Source organism: Paenibacillus sp. FSL R5-0345 (genome assembly GCF_000758585.1).
Taxonomy (GTDB): Bacteria; Bacillota; Bacilli; order Paenibacillales; family Paenibacillaceae; genus Paenibacillus_AQ.
In genome coordinates, this window is record NZ_CP009281.1 from 1,533,470 (window position 1) to 1,546,842 (window position 13,373).

The 13,373-nt window shown below is 43.8% G+C and carries 11 protein-coding genes; 7 read left to right on the top strand and 4 right to left on the bottom strand.

The window, feature by feature from the left end; translation table 11 throughout:
• Positions 1 to 116: 116 nt before the first annotated feature.
• The 3 genes from R50345_RS06885 (at position 117) to R50345_RS06895 (ending at position 4,177) form a co-directional block, all read left to right on the top strand.
• Entirely contained in the window at positions 117 to 1,349 is a 1,233-nt protein-coding gene (locus R50345_RS06885) for a pyridoxal-phosphate-dependent aminotransferase family protein (protein WP_042125194.1), read from the top strand.
• 232 nt (positions 1,350 to 1,581) lie between these two features.
• Positions 1,582 to 3,399, top strand: coding sequence for an adenine deaminase (locus R50345_RS06890; protein ID WP_042131937.1), 1,818 nt, complete (start codon positions 1,582 to 1,584; stop codon positions 3,397 to 3,399).
• Between the two features lie 325 nt (positions 3,400 to 3,724).
• On the top strand, positions 3,725 to 4,177 hold the full coding sequence (locus tag R50345_RS06895) for an IDEAL domain-containing protein (RefSeq protein ID WP_042125196.1): 453 nt from the start codon (positions 3,725 to 3,727) through the stop codon (positions 4,175 to 4,177).
• A gap of 86 nt (positions 4,178 to 4,263) precedes the next feature.
• Here the strand turns inward: R50345_RS06895 and hemH are convergent, their stop codons facing one another.
• Positions 4,264 to 5,277, bottom strand: coding sequence for a ferrochelatase (gene hemH / locus R50345_RS06900; protein ID WP_052414503.1), 1,014 nt, complete (start codon positions 5,275 to 5,277; stop codon positions 4,264 to 4,266).
• 497 nt (positions 5,278 to 5,774) lie between these two features.
• Between hemH and R50345_RS06905 the strand changes: the two genes are divergently transcribed.
• Both R50345_RS06905 and R50345_RS06910 read left to right on the top strand, forming a co-directional pair.
• Positions 5,775 to 8,066: an FMN-binding protein gene (locus R50345_RS06905; protein WP_042125200.1), complete on the top strand. Its 2,292-nt coding sequence runs from the start codon at positions 5,775 to 5,777 to the stop codon at positions 8,064 to 8,066.
• Between the two features lie 199 nt (positions 8,067 to 8,265).
• On the top strand, positions 8,266 to 9,222 hold the full coding sequence (locus R50345_RS06910; protein ID WP_042125202.1) for a 3'-5' exoribonuclease YhaM family protein: 957 nt from the start codon (positions 8,266 to 8,268) through the stop codon (positions 9,220 to 9,222).
• A 142-nt stretch (positions 9,223 to 9,364) separates the two neighbouring features.
• On the opposite strand, the gene R50345_RS06915 is transcribed toward R50345_RS06910, so the two are convergent.
• Together R50345_RS06915 and R50345_RS06920 are read right to left on the bottom strand one after the other, a co-directional pair.
• Positions 9,365 to 10,003, bottom strand: a complete 639-nt coding sequence (locus tag R50345_RS06915) for a 3'-5' exonuclease (protein ID WP_042125204.1) — start codon at positions 10,001 to 10,003, stop codon at positions 9,365 to 9,367.
• A gap of 153 nt (positions 10,004 to 10,156) precedes the next feature.
• Entirely contained in the window at positions 10,157 to 11,026 is an 870-nt protein-coding gene (locus R50345_RS06920; protein ID WP_042125206.1) for a hypothetical protein, read from the bottom strand.
• A gap of 246 nt (positions 11,027 to 11,272) precedes the next feature.
• Here R50345_RS06920 and R50345_RS06925 point away from each other — a divergent pair, with 246 nt between their 5' ends.
• Both R50345_RS06925 and R50345_RS06930 read left to right on the top strand, forming a co-directional pair.
• Positions 11,273 to 11,890: a DNA-3-methyladenine glycosylase family protein gene (locus R50345_RS06925; RefSeq protein ID WP_156114742.1), complete on the top strand. Its 618-nt coding sequence runs from the start codon at positions 11,273 to 11,275 to the stop codon at positions 11,888 to 11,890.
• Between the two features lie 22 nt (positions 11,891 to 11,912).
• Positions 11,913 to 12,617 (top strand): DNA alkylation repair protein, encoded by a 705-nt coding sequence (locus R50345_RS06930; RefSeq protein ID WP_042125207.1) that lies wholly within the window; start codon positions 11,913 to 11,915, stop codon positions 12,615 to 12,617.
• 36 nt (positions 12,618 to 12,653) lie between these two features.
• Here R50345_RS06930 and R50345_RS06935 read toward each other — a convergent pair whose 3' ends face one another.
• Positions 12,654 to 13,337, bottom strand: coding sequence for a PspA/IM30 family protein (locus R50345_RS06935; RefSeq protein WP_042125208.1), 684 nt, complete (start codon positions 13,335 to 13,337; stop codon positions 12,654 to 12,656).
• Between the last annotated feature and the right edge of the window lie 36 nt (positions 13,338 to 13,373).

Here is a 13,373-nt window from a genome sequence, read left to right on the forward strand (position 1 = left end):
TTAAATATAAGGAAGTATATGTTTTACTCTATACTTTATCCTTATATTTCTCGCTGAAACGGAGCCCGTCCCTTAAAGGGCGGCATAGCCGGTTATACTTGAAGGGAGAGATCATCATGAAGCGTTACGAAGATTTGTCGCCTTCCCTGCGCTGCATTATGACTCCGGGTCCGGTGGAGGTTGATCCGCGTGTGCTGCGGGCGATGTCTTTTCCGGTACTGGGGCAGTTTGATCCAGAGTTCACCCATATGATGAATGAAACGATGGAGATGCTGCGGGAGCTGTTCGCTACCCGGAATGCTTGGGCTTACCCCATAGACGGGACCTCGCGCGCTGGTATTGAGGCGGTGATGGTCAGCTTGATCCTACCGGGAGAACGTGTGCTGATTCCGATCTTTGGCCGTTTTGGACATCTGCTTCATGAGATTGCCGAACGTTGTGGTGCTGAGGTATTCGTTCTGGAAAAACCATGGGGAAGCGTGTTTGAACCGGAGGAAGTAATAGCGGCTATGGAGACTTTTAAGCCAAATGTGGTGGCGATGGTGCATGGTGAGACTTCTACAGGACGGGTGCAGCCACTCGCGGAGATTGGCAGAGCCTGCCGCCGAATGGATGCTCTTTTCATAGTTGACGCAGTTGCAACTCTTGGGGGCATTCCTGTCGAAACGGATGCTTGGATGCTGGATGTGGTCGTAGGAGGTACACAGAAATGCCTGTCCGTCCCTTCCGGAATGGCACCGATAACGTATAATGATCGCGCTGAAGCTAAGCTCATGACCCGGAAGCGAGTGGAGCGTGGGATTAGAACCAGCGATGCCCAGCTTGGTGAGTTGTCTTTTGTCCGCAGCAATTATTTCGATCTAGGCATGCTTCAGGATTATTGGAGCCCGCAACGTCTCAATCATCATACAGAGATGACCTCTATGCTCTATGCACTGCGGGAAGGCCTGCGGATTGCGCTTGAGGAGGGACTGGAGGCCAGATTCGCCAGACATCTGCTCCATGAAAAAGCACTTGTAGCTGGATTAACAGCAATGGGGCTTGCGCTTTACGGTGATCCTTCCTGCAAACTTAGCGTTGTTACCTGTGTGCTGATCCCTGAGGGCATAGACGGGGAATCCGTACGCACGCTGCTGCTGGATCGGTTCGGCATTGAAATTGCCAGTTCCTTTGGAGCTCTGAAAGGAAAGATCTGGCGCATCGGCACGATGGGCTTTAGCTGCCGTACGAATAATGTGCTGCGTTTGCTTGGCGCTTTGGAAGCAGCTTTGCTACGACACGGATTTGGAGTTGCTTACGGGCTTGGTGTTCAAGCGGCACTTGACGTATATGAGGAAAACGTAAGATAATCGTTGGAATAGATGCTGGCGGGTGAGTTCATACCAGGGGGCATGTCCAGCATGTTGGACAATCTTTGGAATAAGAAAACGGCTATCATCTGCAGGGATGACGGAGCCGTTTTTTCGTACAATATCAGATATGCCAACCATGATATTAACACAGCCGGTGGTTAAGCAATCCTCTATGATTATGAATCTATTCACTACATCAAGAAAGCACTTGGATACTGACGGGGGAGAGATGAAGATGACAACTTTTACAAGAAAGCCTTTAGCAGATTGTGTACCTGAGCTTGTGGCTACGGCAAGAGGAGACAAACCGGCAACACTAGTAATTACAGGTGGAAAGCTGGTTAATGTATGCTCTGGTGAAATTTTAGACGGAATGTCTGTTGGTGTGCAAGGTGGACGCATCGCTTATGTTGGGAAAGATGTGACACATATGATTGGTGAAGGAACACAGGTTATTGAGGCGAACGGCAAGTATATAGCTCCGGGACTACTTGATGGCCATTGTCATATTGAGAGCACACAGCTGACCGTTACTGAATTCTCCCGTGCGGTTCTGCCGCTGGGCACAACAGGTGGTTTCTTTGATGCCCATGAAATTGCTAACGTATTCGGGCTGAAGGGGATTCAATTGATGCTCGAAGAGATGCGGGGGACGCCGTTAGCTGCTTATATGCAGGTGGCTTCTTGTGTGCCTGCGGCAGGTGCGGAATTCGAAACAACGGGAGCCTCTATAGGGCCGGAAGAAGTGGCAGAAGCTTTCACTTGGGGACCTGATGTGATTGCTCTAGGAGAAGTAATGAATTTCCCTGGCGTTGTTTACGGCGATGAAAAAATGCTTGGAGAAATTCAAGCTACGCTGCGAGCAGGTAGATTTGTAGACGGTCATTTCACATGGCCTTCCAGCGACTGGAGACTGCCAGTGTATGCGGCGGCGGGTGTGACTGGAGATCATGAATGTGTTACTGCAGATGATGTGATTGAGCGCGTTCGATTGGGGATGTATGCCAAAATGCGCCGTGGTTCAGCATGGCATGATGTGGCTAAGACAATTACGGCTCATACAGAACACGGAATTGATACACGCCGGATGATGCTGGTAACGGATGACCGCAGTTCAGAGTCTTTGCGAGATGAAGGTCATATGAATTTCGTTTTGCGTGATGCCATTGCTCAAGGTGTTAAGCCTATAACGGGTATCCAAATGGCTACTATTAATACTGCTGAACGCTTCGGTTTAGCGCGGGATATTGGTTCTATTACTCCGGGTTCTTTTGCAGATATCATTCTGCTGGACGGGAATTTGGCGGATATTAATGTAGTGCTGACGATTGCCGCAGGTGTAGTCGTTGCGGAGAACGGGGTAATGACAGCAGAGCTTGCTAAATTTACTTATCCGGAGGAAGTGTTGGCATCGGTCCATTTGCCACAGCGTCCTACTTCAGAAGACTTCATCATAACAGCTCCAATTCAAACAGGTGAACTTACTACAAGAGTTATTAAAGTAAGAGAAAATCACGTAGAGACCATTGAGCTTATGGTTCCGATACCTGTAGTGGCAGGTCAATTGAATGTAAATGCCGTAGAAGGTTTGTGCAAAATCGCTGTGCTCGAACGTCATAAAGGTACAGGGAATAAATCAGTGGCCGTTGTAGAAGGCATCGGATTTAAAGAGCCTGCTGCCATTGCGATGACAGTTGCGCATGATAGTCATAATGTACTTGTCATCGGCAATGATGATGAGCTAATGGCTAAAGCTGCCAATGCGGTGGCGGATGCTCAGGGTGGTGTCTGTATGATCACATCCAGTGGAGAAACATTATTTCCGTTGGCTATTGCAGGTCTAATGTCCACGGAACCGTTCGAAATAGCTGCCGCAAAATCAGCTGCGATCAGCAAAGCGCTATATGATGCAGGTTGTACTTTGAATTATGCGTTTATGACCTTATCGCTGCTTGCATTGGCGGTTATCCCGACGCTACGCATCACAGATAAGGGTCTCGTTCGGATCTCGCCTGAAGGCATACAGTTAGTGCCGCTTTTTGTTTAACTAAAGTGAACTGAATAATACTTAAGCAAAAGACTGTTTTGAGGTCGTTTATGACCATTCAGAACAGTTTTTTTGTTGGGTAAATAAGAAACTGCAAGGTTTTTAAAATATATATATTAAACAGATGAATTAAGATTGAAACATTTTTCTAGGGAATTAATGAAAAAATATTAATAAAGCGTAGTCAGCAGACGATAATAATGTTAAATTAGATAAAAATTAAAGCGAATGAATAGCGTTAATTTTACATTATTGGCATATAACGAAATTATAGATATCATCAGGTTTCAGGTAACCCAACTAAGAGGGACGAGGTGCATGAGAGATGATCAGATTAGAAACGCAAGATATTTTGAATATTAGCATGAAGCAAATGGCTGCTATTTTTAAAATGAAGCCGCTTGAGCTGAGATTTGTCACTGATTTTCAGGGTGAGAAATATCTCTTAACCAATGATAAGCTACACCTCAGCAACCAGCAGTATTGGGCAAAGGTTATGGAATGTGTCTTTGATGATCATGTTAGACCTGTGTTAATGTGTGAGGTGTTGTATTTCCTTCGTAACGAATTTCTGGATAGTGATATCAAGATATGCTTCTCATATGATTACGCAGAGAATGGGAATGGAGAAGCTACGGCGACGGCTGAAGTATCGTTTAATGATTCAGCTGATTTACAGCCGAGTGAGATTGCCGAGCTGATTGATTTTGCGTTGACCTTACAGGACAAGCAGTGGTTCCATGAACTTACTACTAAATATAAGCAACTTACAGCATAAGTATCCATGTTCTTAAATCTTATAAACTGACATAGTAAACCGTCTTATCTGCAGCAAAATATTTGCGGATAAGACGGTTTTTTGCATTACCAGCCCATGGCGTTTCGTTCAACATGCTGAGCCAGAAAATGAAGCCAGTCCTCATGATTATTCAAGCAGGGGACCGCAGTGAAGTCTTCAGCATGTCCTCCTCCAGCCTCATATTGTTCACGCCCTTCTATTGCTAGCTCATGCAGCGTTTCCAGACAATCGGTAACAAGGCCTGGAGAGAAAATCAAAGGTTTATGAATTCCGCGTTCCGCTAGCTTTCCCAAAACATCTGCTGTAGAGGGACCTACCCACTCTTCACGTCCGAAGCGCGATTGAAAAGTAACCTGCCAACGCCCGGGCTCCCAATTCATAGCAGATGCGAGAAGGCGTGCTGTTTCCATACATTGCTCTGGATAGGGATCACCTGTATCTGCATACCGTTTGGGGATCCCGTGGAAGGTCAGTACGAAATAATCAGGCTCCGAGCCCAGAAGTTCCATTTGATGCAATAAATGTGACTTCATGGCTGAAATATAGCCAGGTTCATTATAATAAGCATCCATAAATCTGAGAGCTGGAATAAGGCGCTTCGTTACCGGCCCAGTGGAGCTTTGGCGTCCTAGTGCAGCGAAGCTCGCCTGATCGAATACGGATGCCGTCGTAGTGGACGAATATTGAGGGAATAAAGGCACAATGATGATGCGTGTGACTCCGGTAGCTTCCAATTTATTCATTGCTTGTTCCATGCTTGGTTCGCTATACGCTAGGCCAAGCTCAACTTGATACCGTGGGCCTAGAAGCGCTTGCAAACCAGATTGCTGAGCTAATGAGTGGGAGAGCAGGGGTGATCCTTCTGTAGTCCATATTAGTCTGTACAGCTCAGCCGACCGGCGTGGACGTGTGCGCAGAATAACACCTCTCAGCAGAGGCTGCCAGAGCAGAGGTGAATAATCTATGATTCGGCGATCGGATAAAAAACGTTTCAGATAAGGGCGTACCGCCTTTGCAGTAGGTGCTGTAGGCGTGCCGATTTGGGCGAGTATAACTCCAATAGGCGGTTGTTTGTTCAAAGCTTTGAACTCCTTTCCCATGGTAGAGATCGTTCTAAAATAGCACATCTAATCTTGGATTCACAATAATCGAAATCACTTTATTTACATAGGGAAGAAGAAGTGGGATGTATTTGTTTGGAAAAAATAATCGAAAATCACATTTATGAGCAAATAGTGATGTTTCTTATAGGGTATGTGATTTTAGATACAGAGGAATGACGGAAAAGTTTGGTAGTATCAAACCAGAAATTGATTGAAAAAGCGTCTTCATTCTTTTCTAACATTATATGTGAATTATTTCACCTTTTTATGCGGCTTTTTGTTAAAAGGAAGAAATGAATAGATTTTAGACATTATTTTTTGGAAAGTGATGGATAGCGCAAAGGCATGAGAGGGGGGATGAATTCTTATGAAGAGAGAAGTAATGCTTCATAAGAAGAGAAGGGGCGCCGTAAAAGGTAAGTTTAGTTAAGAAAAGCTATATATCACTGGGGATTTGGTAAAGGAGAATTTTATTGAAAAAACTAATTTCTTTAACGGTTAGCGCGGCAATATTGTTAGCGCCATTTGCTTACACACTTAATGTGCCTGCTTTAAACTTGAAGGTGGATGCAGTATCAGCAGCTTCTGAAGAAGCGGAAGCACCAGCAGCCAAACCAACGGCAAAACCAGCAGCAACAGCAAAACCAGTAGCAACACCAAAAGCAACGGCAAAACCAGTAGCAACACCAAAAGCAACACCAAAAGCAACAGCAACACCAAAGGCAACTGCGGCTCCGGCAGCAACACCAAAAGCAACAGCTAAACCAGCTACAACGCCAAAAGCAACCGCTGCACCAGCAGCAACCACAGTACCTGCTGCTACAGTAGCACCTGCTGCGACTGCTAAGCCTGAGCCAACAACATTGCCGGTTACAGTTAAAGAAAATGTATATCAAGATGGAGTTTACGTAGCGTATGGCGATGCATACTCCAAAGGTACTGAAGGCGCTAAGATCGAAATTAAAGATGGAAAAATCACTAGCATTGATCTCCTGAGAACCAGCCCTAAGCTGATCGATAGAGATGCTCGTAACAACTATAGCGCTTTATGGCAAGCTTATGGATTGATGACGAATAAATTGTTAGGAAAAACAAGAGATGGAGCAGCAGCAGTAGACGCTGTTTCGGGAGCTACCCGCTCTAGTAATGGATGGAAATTGTCTGTAGACAGAGCGTTTGAAAGAGCTCTAACAGTGAAAGATACAGATGCAATTTACTTTGATGGTGTTCATATGGGCATAGATCCTACAGGTAAATATGCAGTATTTGCAACCTACGAATCCAATAAGCTCACAGCTGTTAAAGTGTACCCGCTGAACAGTGCCGGTGATTTCGTGGATGAGAAGGCCTACACAGCTGAGCAATCTGCAGCAGTTGCAGCTATAACGCCAGCGTTGCTGGCTAAAGGAACAGCTGCGCAGCCTGTCGCAGGACTAGAAGCCGACTTTAAAGCTGCGACTAATGCTTTCTGGGATGCTGAGCAGAATGCTAAGATTGACAATACTTCTGCTTATGTAGACGGTTTCTATTCTTCTTATGGAACTGCAAGAAGTGTTGGTGTTGAAAGAGCTGACATCGTGATCCGCAATGGTAAGCTAGTGGATGTGAAGCTGTTCAGACTTGGGAACAACCTAATTGACAGAGGTGCAACGGCTTATGCTGACGTTGTAAAAGCTAATGCTCCTATGACAGCTAAGCTGCTCGGAAACGGATCTTACTTCGCTAATTATGATGAGAAGGTTGATGGAATTTCCGGAGCTACAGAAAGCAGTCACGGTTGGAACCAGGCTGTAGAAAGAGCTTTTGAAAAAGCGCTGAAAGTTCCTGGTGAAGCTAATTATTTTGACGGCAAATTTGCAGGTGTAGATAACCAGTCTAAAGTGTTATTGCTTGTAGATGTTGCTTCAGATGCAGTCACAAACATTAAACTAAGCTTGTTTGGAACTGACGGCAAGCTGATTGCTGATGACAAATTAAGTGCAGAACAAAAATCGCTGGTAGGTACACTTACTTCAGGATTACTTGCTAAAGGTGTACAAATGTCCGATATCACAGGTCAAGAAGAGTTATCCGCAGCTGCTAAAGCTGCACTGACGGATGCTTTGACCAACGCATCCAAAGTTCAAGGTACTTATAAAGACGGAACCTTCACTGCATTTGGAGATGCCTATGATAAAGGAACAAACAGAGCAGACGTTACACTGCGTAACGGTAAGATCGTAAACGTTGCCTTATATCGTGTAGGAATGAATCTTGTAGATAGAGGTAAAGCAGCTTACCCAGAAGTGGTAAAAGCAATTCCGCAATTGACTACTAGCATCCTTGCAGCAGGTACTAGAGAAGCTGTTCAAGATGTGGATGCAGTTTCCGGTGCAACTAGCAGTAGTGTAGCTCTTAAGACTGCGGTGGATAGAGCATACGGGAAAGCTGAGATTGTTGAAGCTAATAAAGCGGCTTACTTCGATGGAATCTTCATTGGTGTAAGTGCTGATAAGCTTGTAAATGTTATGACGTATGTTGAACATGGCGTTCCTGTTAAAATGCTCGTTTACTATCTAGATAAAAACGGAAGCACCAGAGCAGTTAACCAGTTGACTGACGCTGAGCTGGCTGTGAAGAGCGAGATTGAGTCGACTTCAACAGGCTATAGCTTACACAAGTATGGATATCGCGCAGCAGCCTTCGGAAATAATGATGCCGAGAAAGAAGTATCTGCTAAAGTGGTAGAAGCTATTAAATCAGCGCTTGAATCCGCTGGTAAATAAGCAATTTTCAATCAATAGTTAATCTATAAAGGGGGTTATTCTAGAGCCATATTATGGCCTGTGGAGTAACCTCCTTTATCTACCTGTACATAAAAATGAAAATAGATCGTATAGTGATTTAAAGGGATTTTGGACGTGAGTGTCTAAAGTTTAATATAGAGAGCAGGTACAAAGCCTGTTATTAATAGGAGGCTTCAACATGACACAAATTAAACAGCTCGCTCCACAGGATGAATTTGTTGGCTTTTATCTCTTAAGAGAGCTAGCGATCAAACAAACGAACGGTACCCCTCCAAAGGATTATTTTGACCTAGTCTTGGGGGATTCCAGTGGACAATTGTCCGCGAAATATTGGGATGTCAGCACAACCGATAAAGAAACTTTTTTTCCTATGGCACTGGTGAAGGTTCGTGGGATTGCGCACACTTATCGTGAAAAATTGCAAATCAAAGTAACCAAAATCAGATTGGTGAACGATGAGGATGGCGTTGCGCTAACGGATTTTATTCGCTCCGCTCCTATTCGTCCAGTAGACCTTATTCATACGATTAAAGGGGTTATGGCAAGCATCACAGATCCGGAGATTGCCTCAATTGTCTCCTTTTGTGTAAGCAAAGTGGAAGAGAAATTGATGCATTATCCGGCTGCCAAGACGCATCACCATGCTTATTTTGCCGGACTTGCTTATCATATGGTTCGTATGCTCGAGATCGGGGATTTTCTGTGCAAGCAGCGTCCGTTCTTGAATCCAGATTTAATGAAGGCTGGAATTATTCTGCATGATATCGCGAAGCCGGAGGAGATGATCTCTCAGCTCGGAATTGTCTCGGAATATAGCGTACAGGGTAAGCTGATTGGTCATATCTCGATGGCATCTAATTGGATTACGGAGGCAGCTATCCGCTTAGATATTGATTTGAATTCGGAGAAGGTTCTGGCGTTACAGCATCTCGTATTGTCACACCATAATTTGGGAGAATGGGGCAGTCCTGTTCAGCCGCAGACGGCTGAAGCGGTCGCTCTGCATCATATCGACGCGATGGATGCGAAGCTGCAAATGGTGGAGGATGCTCTGGATACCACACCAGAAACCGAAGAATGGACGCCATTCATTAGAGGACTGGAGAATAAAGCAGTCTATCGGATGAAGATCTAGTGTGTTGTGTTGATCTTGGTTGGTGATCAGGATGAACCGATGGGATGTTCACTGATCGCTGATAGTTCTTCCCTGTAAATCCAAACACCCAACCGGCAGTGAGTCGGTTGGGTGTTTTTTTGCTGAATAACGAAACATTTTATTACAAATAGAAGTTGTTCGTTCTTTGTTTGTTCACAGGTCTCTTAGCCGGTTTACTCTTTCGAGCAGAAAAAGGAGTGTACCCACCAGCAAACATAGTTCCGCTATTATATCCTTGGCTGCTGGAGAGCGAAAGCGGATCACGGTGTGATTCTTGCTCCATAAGTCTTAACAGTACCGAGGCTGCAGCGCGCGCGTCATCGAGAGCGTCATGGTGCTTCAGCTGAATGCCGAAATGCTCGGAGACTACATTAAGCTTATGAGAGGGGAGCTCGGGCAGCATTTTTTTGCCTAATAAATATGTACATAAGTATTGAAAGCTAGGATAGCTTAAGGACATTCCATCGAGGCAATATCGCAGTACACTCATATCAAAAGCGGCATTATGTGCCACGACGATTTGCCCGTGCAACAAAGGTTCAACGGTAGGCCACAGTTCATCGAAGGTGGGTTGACCGATTACCATGGAGGGGGTGATGCCATGTATTGAAATGTTCATGCCGTCAAACCGCTGCTTGGGATCGATCAGCCAAGAATGTTCTGTTGTTATCTTTCCATCTTTTACTTCCACGAGTCCTAAAGCACAGGCGCTGGATCGACTGGAATTCGCCGTTTCAAAGTCAATTGCTATAAAGTCCATTCGTAAAGCTCCTTATCTATCATATATACATTCATATTAAAGTAGTAAAATGATAAATACAATCTAGTACAAGTACAAGAGAAAAGCCATGATATTCTACATAATAGAATTGTCATGGCTTTTAGGGCTGTGGTTATTAATTATAGTTAAACGCTATACTTCTCCCCCAGCAGCGATGTAAGCATCAAGTACCCGTTTGAGTGCTGCTTTTTGGCTTGCACTGATGGTTCTATCCTCTTTCCGTTGATCTCCTTCAAGACGCATAATGGTTTTCTCGGATTCAATGAGCTGAGTCAACATCTTGATTTGTGATTTGTTGAGTGTTTCATCATGATATTCCCAAACCCCCGGACTATTAATATCCGTGCTCATATCTCTTTCTGCTCCCATAAATCCAGGATTTATTTCAAATTTTTGACCATCTATATTAAAGATGTAATTCTTAATGAATATCCAGCTATCACCGGTGTATTGTATTTTTAACCGTAGCCCAGAAGTTATTTGTCCATCCTTGATTCCAAAATAAGCGTAAATGCCATTTTCATTGATGTACTTTGGCGCTTCTTTATCTTGATACCATGTAATGCCTTCAACTTCATCTACAGTTTTCACCATTTGTGCAAGAGCCGCATCTTGCTTGGCTTTGATAGCAGCAGCTTCTTTTTCTTTTTTCTCTGCATCAGCTTTAGCATCTGCATCTGCTTTTTTCTTTGCCTCCGCCTCTGCAGCAGCCTTTGCTTCTGCGTCAGCCTTAACCTGTTCAGCATCATTTTGGACTTCAGCACTTACAGTAGTTGAATTATCATTGCTGTTTGTCGAAGTTTTTCTAGACGTATCTGCTGTTTGAAGAGTTTTATCTGAGTCGGAATTTCCTCCAACCACTGTAAATACAATCATTAAAATGAACGATAGCAGGGATAAAAGAAATTTAATCTTTGCAGGTTTTTTACGTATTGCCGAGACAATCCCAATGATTCCAAGTGTAATAAAAGCGAGAAAACAAATTACGACTAAAAATGCCATTTTACAATTCCCCCTAAGATAAAAAAGTATTTTTGTGTAAAAAATCCACATGTTATGAATATTGGATAACTATTCTACGCATAGTTTAATATAAAGATGCAGTTTTATCACCATAATTTTCTTGTTTATAACAATATATTGAATTGACTTGATAGTCTCGTTATCTTGCTATCCTATTCAAGAATCCGTACACTGCAAAATAGATGTTGTATATTATTATTAAGCTCAGATACGGGAGGTAATATTTTGAGCGCTGTAACTACTAAATTTTTTGAATATGGGCAAGTTGAAATGGATTACCTAAGAAGTGTCGACCCAGTGCTAGGTGCGGCGATAGCGCGGATGGGGAAAGTGGAGCGTGTGATTATTCCGGATCTTTTCACTGCGCTTATTTATGCCATAGTGGGTCAGCTAATATCAGTCAAAGCCGTTCGGACCATCTGGACAAGAATGCAGTCTCAATTCGGAGAAATAACTCCGCAGCAGCTATCTATACACACAGCGGATGAGATACAGGGTTGCGGCATGACGATGAAAAAGGCATTATGCATTCATGATATTTCTAATCTGGTCGCGCAGGGTGATTTTAAGCTGGAGGAGTTATATGGATTTTCCGATCAAGAGGTTATTCAAAAACTCATGAAGCTAAAAGGCATTGGCAAGTGGACAGCAGAGATGATGTTAATTAATTGTATGGAGCGTCCAGATGTAGTTAGTTGGGGAGATATCGCTATCCGTCGTGGCATGATGAAGCTGTATGGGCTTGATACGCTTACCAAAGAGCAATTTGAACAATACCGTCTTCGGTACTCACCACTCGGTTCAGTAGCCTCCATATATTTGTGGGAGATTTCATTTCAATAATTAAAAAGCAGGGAGTACTTTCATGGACAAAACAATAAAGGAACAGCTCGTGGAGTTAGCTGACGCGGACTACCAGAAGTTTTCTGCGGCTTTACTTCCCACAATCGATAATGTGATAGGGGTCAGGCTACCGGAGCTGCGTAAGCTCGCCAAAACCATTGCAAAGGGAGACTGGAGAGCTTATTTGGAGCAAGCCGAGTCTGATTATTTTGAAGAAATAATGCTGCAAGGGATGGTGCTTGGTTATGTGAAGACAGATCTTGAAGAGATTCTGCATTATATGGCGGACTTTATTCCTAAAATCGATAACTGGTCGGTATGCGATAGCTTTTGCACTGGCCTGAAGTTTACGAGAAAGAATAAAGAGCAGATGTGGGACTTTATAGTGCCTTATCTTTCATCTGAAAAAGAATATGAGATTCGATTTGCAGTAGTAATGATGTTAAATTTTTTTATCGAAGAGGCATACATCCGACGGATTCTACAACTTCTCGATAAGGTCAGACATGAAGGATATTATGTAAAAATGGCGGTTTCTTGGGCGCTTTCAATGTGTTATGTAAAGTTGCCTGCGGCTACGATAGATTATTTGAGAACCAACAACTTAGATGATTTCACCTATAACAAGGCTTTGCAGAAAATCACAGAGTCTTATCGTGTAGATCCGGAAACGAAAAAAATGATACGAGGGATGAAGAGGAATAGAAAAAACAAGCCCCTTATGTAGCTCAGTAGCTGAGAAATAAGGGGCTTGTTAGTATATTTATTTTTTGTCAGTATTCATTTTCCGGTTGCGAATACGTTCAATTTCATCATCTACGGCACTACGAAGGTTGGGATCAATGGATGAAGCTACGCCTGCGCCTGAGTTGGATTTATACTTGGAGTTTTCCGCCAGAGCTTCCCATTCGAAAATTTTCTCTTCCATTCGTTCGAAGCCGCGTGAAGCGGTACCCACATTTGGTCCTTTTACACTGTTGCTATGAGGAGCCGAGCTTAGTGTTTCTGTAGCTTGCTGAGCGCGAGCGATAAGCTCGGTTCTTTTCGCTTTAAGATGTTCGCGTTCTTCTTTAGCTCTAGCGATATTGATCTCCAGCTCTGCCAGGGATTGCTGAGTTTGTGCCTGACTATTGATACTTTCATCTAGTTGTTCTGTATACCGCAGCTTGGCGATGAGTGCAAGACGTGCTCTTTCTTCATTTCCTTGCTCAAGCGCTTGAACGGCTTCAGCTTCGCTTTGCTCTATCAACTGAGTATATTCTTGCTTACGGCGTTCCAATACACTCGCTGTAACCTTTAAATCACGCTCATTGCGTTCTGCAGTAGCTATTTCGTTCTCAAGATCGCGCAGATACTGTCCTGTTAGCAGCACCGGATTTTCTAATTTATTAAGACCTTCGTGTAGGGCAGCTTTGGTAAGGGTGGAAATTCTTTTGAATAGACTCATGTTTTATCTCTCCTTAGTATGTTTGATTGTGAATGA